The sequence below is a fragment of the Rhodococcus aetherivorans genome (genome assembly GCF_011058165.1).
In the GTDB taxonomy this organism is placed as follows: Bacteria; Actinomycetota; Actinomycetes; order Mycobacteriales; family Mycobacteriaceae; genus Rhodococcus; species Rhodococcus aetherivorans.
Genome location: NZ_JAALEG010000003.1, coordinates 33,539 through 52,714 on the forward strand (window position 1 = coordinate 33,539; position 19,176 = coordinate 52,714).

The window sequence follows — 19,176 nt, forward strand, 5'->3', positions numbered from 1 at the left end:
CTTCGACAGTACCGACGACTGGGGTCAGATCTCCGTGGCTTCGGTCACTGTAGGTTTCCGGGCGGGCCGCGGCGCCAGCGCCCAGGGCACGGCGACGAGCAGCATGACGGCGCCGGTCACGGCGAAGGCGGCCCCGTACGACACCTGCTGAGCCAGGATTCCGGCGGCGACCGGTCCGATCACCGCCCCCACATCCGCGGTCATCTGGAACGTCGCCAGCACCGGGCCCCCGCGCGCCCTGCTGCCGACCACGTCGGCGACGGACGCCTGCTGGGCCGGGTTCATCAGGCCGGACCCGACGCCGGCCAGCAGCGACGTCGCGAAGAACAGCGCGAGGTTCGTGGTGAGGCCCATCGCGATCGTGCTGGTCCCGCACACCACCAGCCCCAGCAGGACGAACGGGCGGCGGCCGAACCGGTCGGACAACCGCCCGGAGACCATCAGGACCAGGGCATTGCCCACGGCGAACACCGTCAGTGCCACCCCGGCGAGGCCGGCGTCGCGCCCGAGGACCTCCACGACGAACAGCGGCACCATCGCCACCCGCACGCCGAAGACGACCCAGCCGTTGGCGAAGTTCGACCCGAGCGCGGCCCGGTACACCGGCGACCGCAGAGCCTCCCGCAGCCGCATCACCGGCATGGCGCCGCCGGAGTCCGGCACGGCAAGCGCGGAGTGGCGCAGGCTCACGAACACGACCGCCGCCGCGACGAGCAGCGCCACCGCATAGATGAGGAACGGTGCCCGCAGGCCCAGCCCGACCAGGGCGCCCCCGGCGAGGGGGCCACCGATGTTGCCGAGCAGGAAGCTCGTCGCGTAGAGCCCCGACACCCGGCCCCGCGCGTTCGGCGGCGAGATGCGGATCAGCAACCCGAGCGCCGAGACGGTGAACATGGTGGAGCCGATGCCGCCGAGCGCCCGGAACAGCAGCAGCTGCCAGTAGTCCGTCGCGAAGGCGCAGGCGCCGGTGGACAGCGCCACGATGAGCACACCGGCGGTGTACACCGGCCGCTCCCCCAGCCGCTGCACGAGGTTTCCGCTCGCGGGGGCGAACAGCAGGCGCATCGCCGCGAACGCCGAGATGACGACGGACGCCGCGGTGACCCCCACCCCGAAGCTGCGCGCGAACTGCGGCAGCGCGGGTGCGACGAGACCGAAACCGAGGGCGATGACGAAGGCCGCGCTGACCAGGACCCAGATCTCCCGCGGCAGGGCGGCGTCGCGTGTTCGCATGATGGCCTGATGTTAGCGACGCGCACGACCGGGAGGGCGGGCGCGTCCCGCCGGTGCGGGCTCAGCCGAGGACGTGGGACACCAGGTCCCGCGCCGCGTCCTGGACGCGGGCGAGGTGCTCCGGGCCGAGGAACGATTCGGCGTAGATCTTGTACACGTCCTCGGTGCCGGAGGGCCGGGCCGCGAACCACGCGTTCTCCGTCGTGACCTTCAGGCCCCCGAGCGCGGCACCGTTGCCCGGCGCGGCGGTGAGGGTCGCGGTGATCGGCTCGCCGGCGAGTTCGGTGGCGTCGACCTGGTCGGGCGAGAGCTTCGCCAGGACGGCCTTCTGCTCGCGCGTCGCGGGCGCGTCGACCCGGGCGTACGACGGGTCGCCGTAGCGCTCGGCGAGCTCGGCGTAGCGCCGGGAGGGGGTCGTGCCGGTCACGGCGGTGATCTCGGACGCGAGCAGGGCCAGCAGGATGCCGTCCTTGTCGGTGGTCCACACCGAGCCGTCGCGCCGCAGGAAGGAGGCGCCGGCGCTCTCCTCTCCACCGAAGCCGAGGCTGCCGTCGAGCAGGCCGGGAACGAACCACTTGAAGCCCACCGGCACCTCGAGCAGACCCCGGCCCAGGCCCGCGGCCACGCGGTCGATCATCGACGAGCTCACGAGGGTCTTGCCGACCTTCGCCTCGGCCGACCATCCGGACCGGTGCCGGTACAGGTAGTCGATGGCGACCGCGAGGTAGTGGTTCGGGTTCATCAGCCCCCCGTCGGGGGTGACGATGCCGTGCCGGTCGGCGTCGGCGTCGTTGCCGGTCGCCAGGTCGTAGCGGTCGCGGGCGCCGATCAGCGACGCCATCGCGTTGGGCGACGAGCAGTCCATCCGGATCCTGCCGTCGGTGTCGAGGGTCATGAACCGCCAGGTGGCGTCGACGAGCGGGTTGACGACGGTCAGGTCCAGCCGGTGCCGCTCGGCGATCTCGCCCCAGTAGTCGACGCTGGCGCCGCCGAGCGGATCGGCGCCGACGCGCAACCCGGCGTCGCGGACGGCGTCGAGATCCACGACGTTCGGCAGGTCGTCGATGTAGGCGGCGAGGAAATCGTGCCGGCCGGCGTCGGCGAGCGCCCGGACGGCGGGCACCCGGCGCACCCCGTTCAGCCCCGCGGCGAGCAGTTCGTTGGCGCGCGCCGCGATCGCCGACGTCGCATCGGTGTCGGCGGGCCCGCCGTGCGGCGGGTTGTACTTGAAGCCGCCGTCGCGGGGTGGATTGTGCGACGGGGTGACGACGATGCCGTCGGCGCGGGCACCGGATCCAGCGCCGGCGTTGTGCCGCAGGATCGCGTGGCTCACGGCCGGGGTCGGCGTGTAGCGGTCGCGAGCGTCGATCACCACGTCGACGCCGTTGGCGGCGAGCACCTCGAGTGCGCTCGTCCACGCCGGCTCCGACAACGCGTGGGTGTCGCGGCCGAGGAACAGCGGACCGGTGATCTGCTGCGCCGCCCGGTACTCGACGATCGCCTGGGTGGTGGCGAGGATGTGCTGCTCGTTGAAGGCGCCGTCGAGGCTGGAACCGCGGTGACCGGAGGTGCCGAAGGCCACCTGCTGCATCGGATCCTGCGGGTCCGGCGTCACCGTGTAGTACGCGGTGACCAGGTGCGCGAGGTCCTCCAGATCCTCCGCCGCCGCCGGTTGTCCCGCTCGTTCGTGCGCCATGTGACCTCCTCGTCCACCCGACCTTGCCCTGCTCATCTTGCCCGCCCGGCGTGCCCGGCGCGCGCCGATCGCCGTCGGTCAGGACGTGAGGGCATACCCGGCCCAGGCCGCGGCCGTGCCGGCGAGCACGCTCACCGCCGCATACACCGTCGCGGTGACCGGGCGGCGCACCCGGACGAGACCGACCGTCTCGACGGCGAACGTCGAGTAGGTGGTCAGGCCCCCGCAGAACCCCGTGCCGAGCAGCGCGAACGTCGAGGGCGCGAGCGCGGCCCCGGACAGCACACCGAGCAGCAGGCAACCGAGGAGGTTGACGGTCAGGGTCGCCACCGGGACGCTGCGGTAGGAGCGGACGTGCCGGCCCGCGAGATAGCGCAGGACCGCTCCGGCACCGCCGCCCAGGGCGACGAGCAGGACGGTCATCGGGCCGTCCGGTGCCGCCACGCCTCGCCGGCCGCCATGCCGGCGCGCGCCGCCGCGAGTGCCCCCACGAGTGTCACGGCCACATAGACGACGGCAGTCGCGGGGTGGCGGACCGCGTCGACGGCGAACGTGGAGAAGGTGGTGAAGCCGCCGAGCACACCGACGCCGAGGAACAGGCGCCACAGCCGGTCGGGACCGAGCATCGCTGCGACGACGCCGAGCAGCAGCGAACCGGCGATGTTGATCGCCGCGATCGTCCAGATGCCGGGGAATTGCACGGACAGCGCGTATCGGGTGACGGCGCCCACCGCGCCGCCCGCGGCGACGACGGCCGTCGGCTTGTACTCCATGCCGGTAACCGTAGAGGTCCGGCATATGCGAAGGACCCCGGCCGGGTGGCCGGGGTCCTTCGCGTTTCCGGTGGAGCTGCCGGGAATCGAACCCGGGTCCTCCGCCGCCTCGCCAGGGCTTCTCCGTGTGCAGTTCGCTATGTCTCTACTTGGATCTCCCGGTCCCGCGAACAAGCCGAGATGACGATCCCAGTCGCTGTTTGTTGTCCCGTCCGGCTCCGCGACCGAGCCGTACGGTGGAGCTCCCTAGTCGATGCCAGGATCCGGGGCGGGAGCACACCCGGTCTGACAGAGACGCACTCGCTTAGGCAGCGAGGGCGTACTCGCGCTGAGTAGACTCGGCGCTTATTGGTTTGCAGCGACGCTTACGGTGGTCTCTTGCCTGCACCGACACGCTTCCCCTAGCTCAACGTACGCAGTCGAAACCGTTCAGCCCCGTACGTACCTGCGGCCTTCGCAGGACTACCCACTCTAACGCGCGGGCCCCCCTCCGTCATTCCCATTTCCACCGTGATGCGAATGACGTGGCTCACAGCCCTCAGGCGGCCGCGGTGATCATGCCGACGGCGGTGAGGGCGAGCACCATTCCGGTCATCTGGCCCCGCCCGATGCGCTCGCCCAGCACGACCATCGCCAGCAGCACGGTCGCCGCCGGGTACAGCGCGCCGATGACGCTCACCAGCGACAGCATGCCGCCCTGGAAGGCGAACATCAGCGCACCGTTGGCGATCACGTCCAGCACCGCGACCGCGATGATGTGCGGATAGACCCGGCTCGGCGGCCGGATCATCTGCCGCACGCCCAGGGCCACCGCCCACACGACGAGTGTCGCCGTGAGCCGGGACATGCCGAGGGGCCACAGGCCGGTGCCCGCGGGGACGCGGTGCAGCGCGACGAACATCAGCGCGAACGCGACTCCGGAGCCGACGGTCAGCCACGCCACGTTCGCGGTGAATCGGGGTTGCTCGTCCCCGGCGACGCCTTCCTTCGATTCGCGACTGACCAGCACGACGGCGACGAGGGCGATCGCGATGCCGGCGTAGGCGACCGGTCCGGGCCGCTCCCCCGTCGCGATCCCGACGAGCACCGGGATACCGGCCACGAGCACGGCGGTGAGCGGGGACACCACCGACATCGGGCCCGCGGCGAGCGCGAGATAGAACCACCAGATCGCGAGCCCGCCGGCGACACCGGCCGCCGCACCCCAGCCGAGGGACTCGGGGGTGAGGTCGCCGCCCACGAGCGGCGCGACGGCGAGCACCAGCAGCAGCGACAGCGGGTACGAGACGATCACGAACCGCAGCGCCGCCACCCGGCGGGACGCGACCCCGCCGAGGAAGTCGCTCACCCCGTAGCCGACCGCGGCCACCAGGGCGAGCACGATCGCCGTCAGCGCATGCCCTTCACCCGCCGGCCGAGCTCGCGGGTCACCTCGCGCTCGGCGGTGCGACGGGCCAGGTCCTGCCGCTTGTCGTAGTCCTGCTTGCCCTTGGCCAGCGCCAATTCGACCTTCACCTTGCCGTCGGAGAAGTACATCGACAGCGGGACCAGGGTCTGGTTGCCCTCACGGGTCTTGCCGACGAGGTTGTCGATCTCCCGGCGGTGCAGCAGCAGCTTGCGGGTGCGCCGGGGCGCGTGGTTGGTCCACGTGCCGTGCCCGTACTCGGGGATGTGCAGCCCGCGCAGCCACACCTCGCCGTCGTCGACGGTGGCGAACGCGTCGACGAGCGACGCCTTGCCCTCGCGCAGGCTCTTGACCTCGGTGCCCAGGAGCGCGACTCCGGCCTCGTACGTGTCGAGAATGGTGTAGTTGTGCCGTGCCTTGCGATTCGTGGCGATGACCTTGCGGCCCTTTTCCTTCACTTTCGGGCCCCTCCGGTCCTCGATGCGTCCGACAGATCTGTGTACAGCATAGGTAGCGGACGCAACGAGATATTCCCGCGCACCGACGCGCGGCTATTCACGCACGTACAGGCGCAGGGTGACGTAGGCGGTCAGGGCCGCCATGCCGACGCCCACCAGCACCAGGATCGGCGAGACCAGCAGCACGTCGCTGTTGGAGATGCGGGCGACGATGTTGGCCTCGTAGACCTCCGAGAGCACCTCGTCGACGAAGGCGCCCTTCGCGACGAACAACCCCGCGATCGCCAGCGCCGCGCCGATCACGGCCGCCACGACGGCCTCGAGCAGGAACGGCAGCTGGGTGTACCAGCGGGTGGCGCCGACCAGCCGCATGATGCCCACCTCGGTGCGGCGGGTGAACGCGGCGATCTGCACCATGTTCGCGATGAGCAGGATCGCAGCGACCGCCTGGACCGTGGCGATCGCGAATGCGGCGTTGCGGACGCCGCCCAGCACGCTGAACAGCCGCTCGACGAGGTCCTTCTGATTGAGCACGCTGTCGACGCCGGGACGGACGGCGAACTGGTCCTCGATCACCCCGAAGCGGTCGGGATCCGAGAGCTTGATCTTGAACGAGGCCGGGAAGCTCTCGGCACTGACGAGCTCGGCGAGCTCCGGCTGGTCCTTGAAGACCCGCTCGGTCGCGTCGGCGACGGCGTCCTCGCGGTTGAGGTACTGCACCGACACCACCGCCGGGGTGTTCTCGAGGTCCGAGCGCAGGGTGCGGCAGATGTCCTGTTCGCAGTCGGGGTCGAGGGTCGAGATGTCGTCGGTGAGGAACACCTGCACCTCGACCCGGTCGAGGAAGATCTGCTGCGTCTTGTCGGCCATCTGCACGACGAGCAGACCCGCGCCGAACAGGCCGAGGGAGATCGCGGTGGTCAGGATCATCGCGACGGTCATGGTCAGGTTGCGGCGCAGGCCGGTGACGACCTCGCTCAGGATGAAGCTGGCACGCATGGAGTGTCGAAGTCCTTCGGTTGCCGGAGGGGCGAGAGCGATGGGAGCGGAGGAGCGCGGTCAGCGACCGACGCCGTAGACGCCGCGCGCCTCGTCGCGCACGACCCGACCGAGATCGAGCTCGACCACGCGGCGCCGCATGGAGTCGACGATGTGGTGGTCATGGGTGGCCATGAGCACGGTGGTGCCCGTGCGGTTGATGCGCTCGAGCAGCATCATGATGTCCTGGCTGGTGTCCGGGTCGAGATTGCCGGTCGGTTCGTCGGCCATGAGCACCAGGGGCCGGTTCACGAAGGCCCGGGCGATCGCGACGCGCTGCTGTTCGCCGCCGGACAGTTCGGTGGGCAGGCGGTCGGCCTTGCCGGACAGGCCGACGAGGTCGAGCACCTCGGGCACGGTGCGAGCGACGACCGAGCGGGGCTTGCCGATCACCTCGAGCGCGAACGCGACGTTCTCGGCCACCGTCTTGCGCTGCAGCAGCCGGAAGTCCTGGAATACGCAGCCGAGGTTCTGCCGCAACCTGGGCACCCGGCGCGCCGACAGGCGGTTGACGTGGAAGTCCGCCACGTGGATGTCACCGGAGGTGGGCGTGTCGTCACGCAGGAGCAGCCGCAGGAAGGTCGACTTCCCGGAACCGGACGGGCCGATGAGGAAGACGAACTCGCCCTTGTCGATCTCGACGCTCACCTTGTCGAGGGCGGGCCGGGTCGACGTCTTGTACGACTTGGACACATTCTCCAGGCGGATCACGCCGCCATGCTAGCCGTTATCGGACGGTGACCTAAGGAACCGACTCGCCGGTAGGTTCGGCGGGGGACGAATCGCCGAGGCCGGGAATCGGAATCTCGGGCAGCCGCAGGCCGGGCTGAGTCGTCGTGGTCGTCGGGGCCGGGGCCTCGGGAACGGTGCGCGAACCCGCTCCGCCGGGCGTGGATCCGGTCCCGGTCGGCGCCGGCGTGGTCGTCGTCGGGGTCGGCTCCGTAGTGGTCGACGTGGGGCTCGGTTCGGCGGTGGTGGGCTCGGGCACGTACGGCACGTACGGCGTCTCGCTGACGACCACCGCGCCCGGCGGCGCCGTCGCCGTGCCCTGTTCCTCCTCCGGGTTGAGGTACAGGTAGAGCACCCACAGCCCCAGCCACACCAGGCACAGGGCCAGGGTGGCGGTACGCAGCCGGCCGCCGAAGACGTGGTCCGGGATGTGGAACCTGCGAGGCTCGCTCACCGCACCGCCTCGATCCCGTGGATCGGGGTGGACGTGTCGAGCTGTGGATGGACGGTGAGGCCCTGCCGGCGCAACGCGAGCGCGACCCGCACGCGCAGTTCCCGTCCCACCTGGAACTGCTTGCCGGGCAGGGTGCGCGCGACCATGCGAACGCTGACCTGGTCGACCTCGAGGCTCTCGACGCCCATCACGGTGGGCTCGTCGAGCAGCAGTTCCTTCAGCTTCTCGTCCTCGAAGGCATTGACGCCGACCTCGTGCAGGATGTCGTTGACCTCCGCGATGTCGGCCGTGACCGGGATCGGCACGTCGACGACCGCACGGGCCCAGTCCTTGGAGAGGTTGACGGCCTTGTTGATCTGCCCGTTGGGCACGGTGATGACCTCGCCGGCGGCGTTGCGCAGCTTGGTGACGCGCAGGGTGACGTCCTCGACCGTGCCGACGGCGTCGGCGGAGGCCCCGGTGACCGAGATCTGGACCGTGTCACCGAACCCGTACTGCCGTTCGGTGATGATGAAGAATCCGGCGAGAATGTCCTGGACGATGCGCTGGGCGCCGAAGCCGAGCGCCGCGCCGAGGACGGTCGCGGGGGCCACCAGGCTGCCGATGGGCAGCGCGAGGTAGTCGAACACCTTCAGGGTGGCGACGATGTAGACGAACGTGATGACCACCCAGGTGATCACCTGCGCCACCGAGTGCCGGTGTTTCGTCACCTCCGAGCGCACCAGCGCGTCGGACTGCTGATACGTCTCGTCGATGCGGCGGGTGATGCGGCCGCCGGTCCAGCTGACGAACCGCGCGACGAGGACAGCGCCGAGCACGGTCAGCGCGATCTGCAGACCGCTGGTCGACAGCCAGTCGAGGAGCCTGGTACCGGGAAACAGGGTGGATCCTCCGTAGCCGTGTTATTGATTCTGCTTCTGGTTCTCGCGCATGCGCCACCGGATGCCCTCTTCGAGGAACCCGTCGATGTCGCCGTCGAGGACGGCGGCCGGGTTGTTCACCTCGTACTCGGTGCGCAGGTCCTTGACCATCTGGTACGGGTGCAGGACGTAGGAGCGCATCTGGTTGCCCCACGAGCTGCCGCCGTCGCCCTTGAGCGCGTCCATCTCCGCGCGCTCCTCCTGCCGCTTGCGTTCGAGCAGCTTGGCCTGCAGCACGCGCATGGCCGAAACCTTGTTCTGCAACTGCGACTTCTCGTTCTGGCAGGTGACGACGATGCCCGTGGGGATGTGGGTCAGGCGCACCGCGGAGTCGGTGGTGTTGACGGACTGCCCGCCCGGGCCGGACGAGCGGTACACGTCGACGCGGATGTCGTTCTCGTCGACGTCGATGTGGTCGGTGGTCTCGACGACCGGCAGCACCTCGACCTCGGCGAACGACGTCTGGCGGCGGCCCTGGTTGTCGAAGGGGCTGATCCGCACGAGCCGGTGGGTGCCCATCTCGACCGACAGGGTGCCGTACGTGTAGGGCGCCTTGATCGCGAAGGTCGCGGACTTGATGCCGGCCTCCTCCGCGTACGAGGTGTCGTACACCTCGACCGGGTAGCCGTGCTTGTCGGCCCACCGGATGTACATGCGCATGAGCATCTCGGCCCAGTCCGCGGCGTCGACGCCGCCGGCGCCGGCGCGGATGTTGACCAGCGCGTCGCGCTGGTCGTACTCGCCGGACAGGAGCGTGCGCACCTCCATCGCCTCGATGTCGGTGCGCAGGCCGGCCCGCTCGGCGTCGGCGTCGGCCATGGCGGCGGCGCGGTCCTCACCCTCCTCGCCCTCGGCGAGTTCGTAGAGCACCGGTAGGTCGTCGAGCCGGGAGCGCAGCTCCTCGACGCGGCGCAGTTCGCCCTGGGCGTGCGAGAGCTGGCTGGTGACCTGCTGCGCGTGCTCCTGGTCGTTCCACAGCTCCGGGTCGGCGGCCTGGTGCTCGAGTTCGTCGATACGCCGACGCAGCTCGTCCACGTCGAGAACCGCCTCGACGGTCTCGAGGGTGGTCGCCAGTTCGGCCAGGTCTGCGGAAACATCGGGATGCACGATTCCCAAGGTTACCGGGTGTGCGGCGGTACCTCGCCACCGCTCGGGGCCCGGTGGGCTCTCGGCTAGCGTCTGAGGCATGAGCACCGACCTCTCGGCCGATCTGGACCTCGCCCTGCGCCTCGCCGACGAGGCGGACGCCATCACGCGCACCCGGTTCGGCGCCCTCGACCTGACCGTCACCGACAAGCCGGACCTGACACCGGTGTCGGATGCCGATCTCGGCGTCGAACGCGCCGTGCGCGGCACCCTCGGCGCCGAGCGCCCGGGCGACGCGATCCTCGGCGAGGAGTTCGGCGGCGACGCGGTGTTCACCGGCCGGCAGTGGGTGGTCGATCCGATCGACGGGACGAAGAACTTCGTGCGCGGCGTGCCGGTGTGGGCCAGCCTCATCGCCCTGCTCGACGACGGCGTGCCCGTGGTGGGGGTGGTGAGCGCCCCGGCGCTGAACCGTCGCTGGTGGGCCGCGGCGGGCGCGGGCGCGTGGATGGCGCACGACGGCGCAGAGCCGCGCCGCATCGCCGTCTCGCAGGTCACCGACCTGTCCGCGGCGTCGCTGAGCTTCTCGAGCCTGTCCGGCTGGCGCGATCGCGGTCGGCGCGACGAGTTCGTCGCGCTCACCGACGAGGTGTGGCGGGTGCGGGCCTACGGCGACTTCTATTCGTACTGCCTGCTCGCGGAGGGTGCGGTCGACATCGCACTTGAGCCCGAGGTGTCCCTGTGGGACCTGGCCGCGCTCGACGTGCTGATCCGGGAGGCGGGAGGCCGGTTCACGAATCTGGACGGTGCGGCCGGCCCGCACGGCGGCAGCGCGGTAGCCACCAACGGGGCGCTGCACGAGGGCGTGCTCACGCGCCTGCGGTGATCCGCGCGGCTCCCGCCCACCCCGAACTTACTCGATAGTAGACACCTACCTTACTCCGGAGTAAGGTAGTGGTGTCCGTCCCCACATCGAGAAACTTCTGGTGATCATGAGCAAGCAAGAGAGTGTGGCCCGGAACACCCCTCGCGACACGTCCGCGGTGGGCCTGAATCCCCTCCGACGGGACGCCATGGGCGCCGCGATGCGGGTGCTCACGCGGATCACCGGTTCGGAGCTCGCGGACCGGTACAACCTCCGACAGGCCATCGACCGGGTGACCTACCAGTCCACCAAGACCGGCTTCAAGACGCTCGGCGCCGCCACCCGCACCTTCAAGAAGGTCACCGGCGGCAACGCACCTCAGCGCCTCGACCCCGCCGTCCGCACCGACCTGTTCGACCTGACCCCCACCGACGATCAGCAGATGATCGCCGAGACCGTCCGCGAGTTCGCCGCCGAGATCCTGCGGCCCGCCGCGCACGACGCCGACGAGGCGGCCGCCGCCCCCACCGACCTCCTCGCCCGGGCCGCCGAACTCGGCATCACCCTCGTCAATGTGCCCGAGACGTTCGAAGGAGCCGCCACCGAGCGGGGCGCCGTCACCAACGCGCTCGTCGCCGAGGCGCTCGCCCACGGCGACATGGGGCTGGCCCTGCCGATCCTCGCGCCGAGCGGCGTCGCGGTCGCCCTGACCCAGTGGGGCACCGAGGAGCAGCAGCGGACCTACCTGCCGGCGTTCGCCGGGGACGACGTCCCGCAGGCCTGTGTCGTGATCACCGAGCCGCGCGCCCTGTTCGACCCGTTCGCGCTGCAGACCAAGGCGGTGCGCTCCCCCAGCGGTTACCGGCTCAACGGCGTCAAGTCCCTCGTGCCGGCCGCCGGCAGCGCCGAGCTGTTCGTCGTCGCCGCCGAGCTCGACGGAAAGCCGTCGCTGTTCCTGGTCGAGTCCGACAGCAAGGGCGTCGCGATCGAGGCCGACCCGTCGATGGGCCTGCGTGCCGCCGGGCTCGGCCGGCTGCATCTGACCGACGTCGCCGTCCCGCAGGCCGCCCTGCTCGGCGACGCGGACGCCGACGCACGCGCCGAGCAGTACGCGGACGCGGTCCGCCTCGCCCGCCTGGGCTGGGCCTCCCTCGCCATGGGTACCGGGCAGGCCGTGCTCGACTACGTCGTCCCCTACGTCAACGAACGGGAGGCGTTCGGCGAACCGATCAGCCACCGGCAGGCCGTCGCCTTCATGGTCGCCGACATGAAGATCGAGCTCGACGGCATCCGGCTGGTCACGCTGCGCGGCGCGGCCCGCGCCGAGCAGGGCCTGTCCTTCGCCCGGGAGGCGGCGCTGGCCCGCAAGCTCGCCACCGACAAGGGCATGCGGATCGGCCTCGACGGCGTCCAGCTGCTCGGTGGCCACGGCTTCACCAAGGAACACCCCGTCGAACGCTGGTACCGCGACCTGCGCGCCGTGGGCGTCGCCGAGGGCGTCGTCCTCGTCTGAGCCGCCCGATCCGGCAGCGTCACCTCACACCTAGGAATCTGTGATGATCAATCTCGAACTTCCCAAGAGGCTCAAGGCGTCGGCGAACCAGGCGCACCAGGTCGCCGCGCAGATCTTCCGTCCCGTCTCGCGCAAGTACGACCTCGCCGAGCACGTGTACCCGGTCGAGCTCGACACGATGGCCGCGATGGTCGAGGGGTTGAACGACTCCGGCCAGGGCGCCTCGGGCGCGGCGCTCGGCCGCGGCGACGAGCCGAAGAAGCAGGCCGGCAACGTCAACGGCGGCAACATGGCGTCGCTGCTCAATGTGATCGAAACCTGCTGGGGCGACGTGGGGCTCACCCTGTCGATCCCCTACCAGGGGCTCGGCAACTCGGCGATCGCCGCCGTCGCCACCGACGAGCAGCTCGAACGCTTCGGCAAGGTGTGGGCGTCGATGGCGATCACCGAGCCGAGCTTCGGCTCCGATTCCGCCGCCGTGACCACCACCGCCGTCCTCGACGGCGACGAGTGGGTCCTCAACGGCGAGAAGATCTTCGTCACCGCCGGCGAGCGCTCGACCCACGTGGTGGTGTGGGCGAGCGTCGACAGGTCGAAGGGGCGCGCGGCGATCAAGTCGTTCGTCGTCCCGCGGGACGCCCCCGGCCTGAGCGTGGCGCGCCTCGAGCACAAGCTCGGCATCAAGGCCTCCGACACCGCCGTCCTGGTGCTCGACAACTGCCGGATCCCGAAGGACAACCTGCTCGGCAGCCCCGAGGTGAACGTCGAGAAGGGGTTCGCGGGGGTCATGCAGACCTTCGACAACACCCGCCCGATCGTCGCCGGCATGGCCGTCGGCGTCGCCCGCGCGGCGCTCGAGGAACTGCGCGGCATCCTCGCCGAGGCCGGCGTCGAGGTGTCCTACGACATCCCGGCCTGCAACCAGCACGCCGCGGCCGCCGAGTTCCTCGCACTCGAGGCCGACTGGGAGGCGGCCTACCTGCAGGCGCTGCGGGCCGCGTGGATGGCCGACAACAAGCATCCCAACTCGCTCGAGGCCTCGATCTCCAAGGCCAAGGCCGGCCGCACCGGCACCGCGGTCACCCTCAAGGCCGTCGAACTGGCCGGCACCTACGGCTACTCCGAGCGTCCGCTGCTCGAGAAGTGGGCGCGCGACTCGAAGATCCTCGACATCTTCGAGGGCACCCAGCAGATCCAGCAGCTCATCATCGCGCGGCGGCTGCTGGGCCTGTCGAGCACCGAGCTGAAGTAGCAGGTCACAGACCACTTCTCCGAGGGGTCGGGCCCCCGCCGTAGGCACCGACGGTGGGGGCCCTCTCGCGCTCCGGGGGCGGTCCGCTACACGCGAGAGCCGGCGGAATCGTCCTCACGTGCGCGGCGGAGATCTTCGCGGAGGGCGACCACCTCGACCGTCAGCGCGGCCACCTGCGCCCGTGTCACCGCCTGGCTCGCCTCGTCCTGCTCGCCCACACGCTCGACCGGCCAGGACGCCAACGTGACCGTCACGACACCGAGCAGGGCGATGCCCGCGATCATCAGGGCGGCCGCGATCAGCCGGCCGGTGGCCGTGACGGGGGCGAAATCGCCGTAGCCGACCGTGGTGACACCCAGGTGAGCACCATCACCGCCTCGCCCACCCGCGCCGTGCCGTCCGCCGGCTGGGCGAGCACCAGCCATGCGTACGCGGCCAGGAACATCCCCGCCGCGGTGGCCATCGGCCATTCGGACAGGCGGCGCCACCGTTCCTCGGTCACTCGAACGCCCCGGAGGCGAGGTATCGGATCACGAACGGATCCTGCCGTCACCGCCGCGCGGGCCGGAATCGCCTCCCGTCCGGGTGCCCGCCGGCAATTCGGACGAATGTCCATGACTGTGAGGCGCGTCACCACTAGGGTTGCGGTGACGCGAATCCGGCACGAGCTCGAAGGGGACAGCATGCCCGGGCAGGACATCATCGACAGGATCACCGGTGCCGCCGGGGGGGTGACCGACACGCTGGGCGCCGTACGGGTGCTCGCCCGCTCCGGGCTGCTGCACTTCCCCCGGGTGGACCACGGGATCGGCACCCTCGTCGCGGTGAGCCGCTACGGTCCGTTCGCCGGACCGGTGCACGCCCACGCCGCGCGTGGCTTCGACGCCGTCGCCCTCGTCGACGAGCGTGGCCGGCTGAGCTACCAGGAACTCGAGGCGCAGTCGAACGCGCTCGTGCGGGCGCTGCAGGCCGACGGCGTCGCGGCGGGGGACGTGATGGGCCTGATGGCCCGCAACCATCGCGGACTCGTTCTCACCATGCTCGCCGCCGCCAAGCTCGGCGCCAAGCTGGTCATGATGAACACCGGGTTCGCTCCGCGGCAGCTCGCGGACGTCGCCGCGCGCGAAGGTGTGGGCACCTTCGTCTACGACGCCGAGTTCGCGGCGGTGGCGGCCGCCCTGCCGCCGGAGGTACGGACCTACAGCTCGTGGCCCGAGGGCGACGAGCCGGGCCCACCGGGCATCGAGTCCGTGCTCGCGCAGTTCGATGGGTCCGCCGTTCCGCCGCCGAGCACGCTGGGCGGTTTCGTTCTGCTCACCAGCGGCACCACCGGCACACCCAAGGGCGCCCCGCGCGAGCGCACGTCGCCGCTCGCCTCGGCGCAGTTCCTGGACCGGGTACCGCTGCGGCCGGGACAGACGATGCTGATGGCGGCGCCGGCGTTCCACGGGACCGGAATCTCGCAGTTCGGGCTCGCCCTGGCGTTGGGGCAGACGGTGGTGATGGAGCGACGGTTCGATCCGCTCGAGACGGTTCGCCTGATCGAGCGGCACCGGGCCAACGTGCTGGTCGTCGTGCCGACCATGCTGCAGCGGATCCTGGACCTCGGCGGCGAGACGATCGGGCGGTACGACACGTCGAGCCTGCAGATCATCTTCTCCGCCGGGTCCGCGCTGTCGCCGGACGTGTGCCGGCGTACCCGTGAATACTTCGGCGACGTGCTGCACAACCTGTACGGCTCCACCGAATGCGCGGTGGCCACGGTCGCTACTCCCGAGGACATCCGCCGGGCGCCGGGCACGGCCGGACGGCCGCCGGTGACGTGCCGGGTCGAACTGTACGACGAGGCCGGCAACCGGATCACGACGCCCGGCGAGGTGGGCCGGATCTTCGTCGCGAGCGGTCTGAGCTTCGACGGCTACACCGACGGCCGGGACAAGGAGCGCATCAACGGTCTGCTCTCGACCGGCGACGTGGGGCACTTCGACGAGGACGGGCTGCTGTTCGTCGACGGCCGAGACGACGACATGATCGTCTCCGGCGGCGAGAACGTGTACCCGCTCGAGGTGGAGAACCTCCTCGTCGAGCGGGACGACGTGTTCGACGCCGCGGTGGTCGGCGTGGAGGATCCGGACTTCGGTCACCGGTTGCGCGCCTTCGTGGTGCCGGCGGAGGGCTCCGAGCGCGACGCCGAGGAGATCAAGGAGTACGTCAAGGCGAACCTGGCCCGCTACAAGGTCCCGCGCGACGTCGTCTTCCTCGACGAACTGCCGCGCAACGCGACGGGAAAGCTGCTGCGACGCGTGCTTGTCGACATGAAGCCCTGAGCACATGGGAAGGGCCCGGCACCGGATGATCCGGTGCCGGGCCCTTCCACTTGGTAGCGGGGACAGGATTTGAACCTGCGACCTCTGGGTTATGAGCCCAGCGAGCTACCGAGCTGCTCCACCCCGCGTTGCAAGAACGAAGTTACACGGCCCGATGAACGGAATGCAAATCGCCTGGGCGAAGGCCGTTTTCGCCCCTCATCCTGTGTCCTGGGACACACTCGCGCGACGACCCCGCTCACATAACGGTGGAATAACAATCGCGTGGCGAGGCGGCCGACCTGCAGTGCGAGAGCGGCTGCCCCGGCCGGACGCCGAGTCGTCCTCGAACCGACGGGGCCCCGCGCACCTCGTGCGCGGGGCCCCGTTCGTCGCGGAAGGGATCAGCCGCCGGTGGACTGGTACGCGTCCACGGCCGCCTGCACCCGTTGCAGCGCCCGGCCGTAGGCGGCGAAGTCGCCCGTGCTCTGGGCCGCACTGAGCTCGGCCAGCGCCGCGTCGAGTTCGGCGACCGCGGCCGCCCGGTCCGCGGGAGCCGGGGCGGGAGCGGGGTTCGGCGCCGGAGCGGGCGCCGGAGCCGCTGCCTGACCGTCCTGCTCCGTCCCCTCGACCGGCGCGGTGGGCGCCGACTCGCCACCCGGCGCGGTGGCCGCACTGCCGACACCGGCCCCGAAGACCTGGTCCAGCGCCGAGGCGAGGGTGGGGGCGTAGCCGATGCGCACGCCGCCGGCAGGGCCGGGCTCGCGATAGCTGACGATCACCCGGGACAGCTGCGGGAACGTCGACGTGCTCCCCGTCGCCGAACTGCGTTCCGTGTACATCGGCTGGACGTAGAGGATCCCGCCCTGGGCGATGGGCAACGTCAGCAGGTTGCCGTACTGGATCCGGTTGGATCTCTCGAGCAGGGTCCGCTCCGACGCGACGCGCGTGTCGGAGATCATCGCGTTCTGCGTCTGTTCGGGACCGAACGTCTGGGTGTCGGTCGGCAGCCGCAGGATCGTGAACCTGCCGTAGTTGTCCGGGTCCGAGTCCACCGAGATGTACGCGGACAGGAACTGCCGGTTGAAGCCCACCATCGCCGAGGTGAGCCGGAACGACGGGCGGGCCGTCTCCTCGTCACCGATCAGCACGTAGTACGGCGGCTGGTTCGCGGTCGTGTCCACCGTCGGATCGCTCGGCACCGACCAGAACGCGTTGTTGGTGAAGAACTCGCGCGGGTCGTCCACGTGATACTTCGCCAGCATCTCGCGCTGCACCTTGAACAGGTCCTCCGGGTACCGGAAGTGCGAGCGGAGCTCGTCGGAGATCTGATCCTGCGGGGTCACCGCATCGGGGAAGACACCCATCCACGCCTTCAGGACCGGGTCCTGGTCGTCGACCTGGTAGAGGGTCACGGTGCCGTCGTACGCGTCGACCGTCGCCTTCACCGAGTTCCGGATGTAGGAGACCTCCTTGCGGGGCAGCAGCCGGCCGGTGTTCTGGTCGACGCTGTCCTCGACGAGCCCTTCGAGGGAACTGCGCTGCGCGTACGGGTAGTTGTCGAGCGTGGTGTAGGCGTCGACGATCCACACGATGCGCCCGTCGACCGCGGCGGGATAGGCGTCGCCGTCGGCGGTGAGCCACGGCGCGACCTTCGTCACCCGGTCCCGCGGGTCGCGGTTGAACAGCAGCTTCGACTCGCTGCCGATGGCGCTCGAGAACAGGATGTTGCGTTCGGCGTACTTGGACGCGAACGCGAGCCGGTTGAACCAGTTGCCGATCGAGACGCCACCCGAGCCGGTGTAGGTGTACTGCGCGGTGTCGGTGTCGTACTCCCGCGGGGCCTCCCCCTCGGCGGCACCGACGATCGCGTAGTCGGGCTCCTCCTGCGCGATGACCTCACCGAAGTAGATCCGCGGCTGCTCGACCGGAATCACCTGGTTGCCCGACTCGAGCGATGCGATGTCGCTGACCATGTACACCGGGTAGCCACTGTTGCTGTTCGCGGCCTCTTCCGCGGACTCGCTGGCGGCCGCGTTCACCCGGTTGGCGGGAGCCGCGACCAGGCCGTTGCCGTGGGTGTACACCGTGTGCTTGTTGATCCAGTCGGTCTGGTTGCCCGTCAGGCTCGACGGCGACAGCTCGCGGGCGGCGACGATGTAGTCCTCGCGCTCCCCGTCGATCTCGTACCGGTCGATGTCCAGCGACGGCGGGAACCCGTAGAAGTTCTTCAGCTGCTGCTGCTGGGTGAAGGTGCGCGGCAGCACGTTGGGATCGAGCAGGCGGGTGTTGGCGATGGTGGTCACGTCCGCCGGCACGTTGCGCGGTGACGTGGTGCCCACGCCGGGGTAATCCCGGTACTCCACGATCTCGTCCGTGATGCCGTAGGCCTCACGCGTCGCCGCGATGTTGCGCTCGATGTACTCGGACTCCTTGACGGCGGCGTTCGGCCGGACGGAGAACTGCTCGACCACCAGCGGCCACACGGCCCCGACGAGGATCGACGAGAGCACGAGCAGGGCCGTCGCCATCGCCGGGATGCGCAGGTCGCGCAGCACGATGGCCGCGAAGAACGCCACCGCGCAGATGACCGCGATCGCCATCAGGATCAGCTTCGCGGGCAGCACGGCATTGATGTCGGTGAAGCCCGCGCCCGTGAAGGTGGGCTCCTTGCGCCCGCTCCACAGCAGTGCGTACCGGTCGAGCCAGTACGCGATCGCCTTGAGCGCAACGAAGATCCCGGCCAGCACGGCCAGCTGGATGCGGGCGGCGCGGGTGAGGCTGCCGCCGCGGCCGGCGAGCCGGATGCCGCCGAAGATGTAGTGGGTGACCAGGCTGGCGAAGAGCGCCAGGATGACCGCCACGAACATCCAGTTCAGCAGGAAGCGGTAGAACGGCAGGTCGAAGGCGTAGAACCCGACGTCCAGCCCGAACTGGGGGTCCGTGGTGCCGAACGAGCCGCCGTTGAAGAACATCTGCACGGTCACCCAGCTCGCCTGCGCGATCAGGCCCGACAGCAGGCCGAGCACGATCGGAATGCCGAGGCCGAACGTGCGCAGCCGGGTCATCACCGTGGTGCGATACCGCGAGATGGGGTCGTTGGGCCCGGATGCGGGCACGAACACCGGCCGCGATCGGTACGCCAGCAGCAGCGCCAGCCACACCACACCGCCCACGAACAGGCTCACGAGGAGGAACAGGACGATCCGGGTCAACAGCACCTTCAGGTACACGTCACGGAAGTCGACCTCGCCGAACCACAGCCAGTTGGTGTAGGCGTCCACCAGTCGGGGACCGACCAGCAGCAGCACCGCGGCCACCACGGCCAGGCTCAGCAGGATCTTGCTGCGTTTCGACAGCGAAGGTACTCCGGTGGGGGGCCTCATGCCCACGTGCCACACTCCCAATTCTCCGGCGACGCGAACGCGCCGCAGCTGTTCACCCCGAC

General features: G+C 70.2%; 17 protein-coding genes, 1 tRNA gene, 1 other RNA gene and 1 pseudogene. 4 read left to right on the forward strand and 16 right to left on the reverse strand.

The features are described 5' to 3' along the window. Positions 1 to 24: 24 nt before the first annotated feature. From G6039_RS01880 to prfB, 12 genes are all read right to left on the reverse strand, one after another. Positions 25 to 1,233 carry an MFS transporter gene (locus G6039_RS01880; RefSeq protein ID WP_006940603.1) on the reverse strand — a complete coding sequence of 403 codons (1,209 nt, stop codon included), beginning with the start codon at positions 1,231 to 1,233 and terminating at the stop codon, positions 25 to 27. 61 nt (positions 1,234 to 1,294) lie between these two features. Beyond that, a complete protein-coding gene (pgm, locus tag G6039_RS01885) occupies positions 1,295 to 2,929 on the reverse strand; it encodes a phosphoglucomutase (alpha-D-glucose-1,6-bisphosphate-dependent) (RefSeq protein ID WP_029544519.1) in 1,635 nt (544 codons plus the stop codon). Between the two features lie 78 nt (positions 2,930 to 3,007). Next, positions 3,008 to 3,352, reverse strand: coding sequence for a fluoride efflux transporter CrcB (gene crcB, locus G6039_RS01890; protein ID WP_029544521.1), 345 nt, complete (start codon positions 3,350 to 3,352; stop codon positions 3,008 to 3,010). Next, complete coding sequence (locus G6039_RS01895) at positions 3,349 to 3,702, reverse strand: fluoride efflux transporter FluC (RefSeq protein WP_006940609.1); 354 nt, start codon at positions 3,700 to 3,702, stop codon at positions 3,349 to 3,351. The genes crcB and G6039_RS01895 overlap by 4 nt, the downstream gene beginning before the upstream one ends. Before the next feature lie 68 nt (positions 3,703 to 3,770). Then, positions 3,771 to 4,139: a transfer-messenger RNA gene (gene ssrA, locus G6039_RS01900) on the reverse strand. A gap of 101 nt (positions 4,140 to 4,240) precedes the next feature. Next, entirely contained in the window at positions 4,241 to 5,083 is an 843-nt protein-coding gene (locus G6039_RS01905; protein ID WP_080688435.1) for a DMT family transporter, read from the reverse strand. 8 nt (positions 5,084 to 5,091) lie between these two features. After that, complete coding sequence (gene smpB, locus G6039_RS01910) at positions 5,092 to 5,565, reverse strand: SsrA-binding protein SmpB (RefSeq protein ID WP_006940611.1); 474 nt, start codon at positions 5,563 to 5,565, stop codon at positions 5,092 to 5,094. A 93-nt stretch (positions 5,566 to 5,658) separates the two neighbouring features. Then, complete coding sequence (gene ftsX / locus G6039_RS01915; protein WP_006940612.1) at positions 5,659 to 6,564, reverse strand: permease-like cell division protein FtsX; 906 nt, start codon at positions 6,562 to 6,564, stop codon at positions 5,659 to 5,661. A gap of 60 nt (positions 6,565 to 6,624) precedes the next feature. Then, positions 6,625 to 7,314: a cell division ATP-binding protein FtsE gene (ftsE, locus tag G6039_RS01920; RefSeq protein ID WP_029544525.1), complete on the reverse strand. Its 690-nt coding sequence runs from the start codon at positions 7,312 to 7,314 to the stop codon at positions 6,625 to 6,627. A gap of 31 nt (positions 7,315 to 7,345) precedes the next feature. After that, positions 7,346 to 7,786 (reverse strand): Rv3103c transmembrane domain-containing protein, encoded by a 441-nt coding sequence (locus G6039_RS01925; RefSeq protein WP_029544527.1) that lies wholly within the window; start codon positions 7,784 to 7,786, stop codon positions 7,346 to 7,348. Continuing rightward, positions 7,783 to 8,610 carry a mechanosensitive ion channel family protein gene (locus tag G6039_RS01930; protein ID WP_373566485.1) on the reverse strand — a complete coding sequence of 276 codons (828 nt, stop codon included), beginning with the start codon at positions 8,608 to 8,610 and terminating at the stop codon, positions 7,783 to 7,785. The genes G6039_RS01925 and G6039_RS01930 overlap by 4 nt, the downstream gene beginning before the upstream one ends. A gap of 78 nt (positions 8,611 to 8,688) precedes the next feature. Beyond that, positions 8,689 to 9,813, reverse strand: coding sequence for a peptide chain release factor 2 (prfB, locus tag G6039_RS01935; protein ID WP_029544529.1), 1,125 nt, complete (start codon positions 9,811 to 9,813; stop codon positions 8,689 to 8,691). Positions 9,814 to 9,892: 79 nt separating this feature from the next. Here prfB and hisN point away from each other — a divergent pair, with 79 nt between their 5' ends. From hisN to G6039_RS01950, 3 genes are all read left to right on the forward strand, one after another. After that, on the forward strand, positions 9,893 to 10,678 hold the full coding sequence (gene hisN / locus G6039_RS01940) for a histidinol-phosphatase (RefSeq protein ID WP_006940620.1): 786 nt from the start codon (positions 9,893 to 9,895) through the stop codon (positions 10,676 to 10,678). A gap of 100 nt (positions 10,679 to 10,778) precedes the next feature. Next, positions 10,779 to 12,170, forward strand: coding sequence for an acyl-CoA dehydrogenase family protein (locus tag G6039_RS01945; RefSeq protein WP_006940622.1), 1,392 nt, complete (start codon positions 10,779 to 10,781; stop codon positions 12,168 to 12,170). A 43-nt stretch (positions 12,171 to 12,213) separates the two neighbouring features. After that, entirely contained in the window at positions 12,214 to 13,422 is a 1,209-nt protein-coding gene (locus tag G6039_RS01950; protein WP_029544531.1) for an acyl-CoA dehydrogenase family protein, read from the forward strand. An 86-nt stretch (positions 13,423 to 13,508) separates the two neighbouring features. On the opposite strand, the pseudogene G6039_RS30415 reads toward G6039_RS01950, so the two are convergent. Further along, a pseudogene (locus G6039_RS30415) lies at positions 13,509 to 13,775 on the reverse strand (potassium channel family protein); the annotation flags it as partial. Next, positions 13,721 to 13,924 carry a hypothetical protein gene (locus tag G6039_RS31175; protein ID WP_051359198.1) on the reverse strand — a complete coding sequence of 68 codons (204 nt, stop codon included), beginning with the start codon at positions 13,922 to 13,924 and terminating at the stop codon, positions 13,721 to 13,723. The pseudogene G6039_RS30415 and the gene G6039_RS31175, both read right to left, overlap by 55 nt. Positions 13,925 to 14,105: 181 nt before the next feature. Here G6039_RS31175 and G6039_RS01960 point away from each other — a divergent pair, with 181 nt between their 5' ends. After that, positions 14,106 to 15,749, forward strand: a complete 1,644-nt coding sequence (locus G6039_RS01960; protein ID WP_029544536.1) for an acyl-CoA synthetase — start codon at positions 14,106 to 14,108, stop codon at positions 15,747 to 15,749. 51 nt (positions 15,750 to 15,800) lie between these two features. Here G6039_RS01960 and G6039_RS01965 read toward each other — a convergent pair. Continuing rightward, positions 15,801 to 15,877, reverse strand: a tRNA-Met gene (locus G6039_RS01965). 255 nt (positions 15,878 to 16,132) lie between these two features. Continuing rightward, positions 16,133 to 19,120: a UPF0182 family protein gene (locus tag G6039_RS01970; RefSeq protein WP_174824780.1), complete on the reverse strand. Its 2,988-nt coding sequence runs from the start codon at positions 19,118 to 19,120 to the stop codon at positions 16,133 to 16,135. Between the last annotated feature and the right edge of the window lie 56 nt (positions 19,121 to 19,176).